Genomic DNA, 317 nt, shown 5'->3' on the forward strand with positions numbered 1-317 from the left:
AGTGATGTGATTGCCTCTAACGATGATGCCTGTGGAATCTTTGCTTCGGCAGTAGATATTACTAACTTTAGCTGTGCAGATATTGGAGCGCCAATCACGGTGCAAGTATTTACAATAGATGTAAACGGAAACCTTGCAACCTGTACAGCAGAGGTAACAGTGGTAGATTTATTAGCACCAGTAATAACTTGTCCTGCAGATCAAACAGTAGATCCGGGGCCTGGAAACATATTCTATATTCTTCCAGATTACTTTGCAACGGGCGAAGCTACAGCAATAGACAATTGTACCGATCCAGTTACACTTACAACCCAAAG

1 protein-coding gene is annotated in these 317 nt (G+C 42.3%); it reads left to right on the top strand.

Going from position 1 to position 317, the window contains the following annotated elements; translation table 11 throughout:
* Positions 1-317: hypothetical protein (locus K8089_RS16455; protein WP_237604356.1), on the top strand; the 317-nt coding region annotated here is incomplete at both ends.

This window comes from Aequorivita vitellina (assembly GCF_022008365.1).
GTDB classification, from domain to species: Bacteria; Bacteroidota; Bacteroidia; order Flavobacteriales; family Flavobacteriaceae; genus Aequorivita; species Aequorivita vitellina.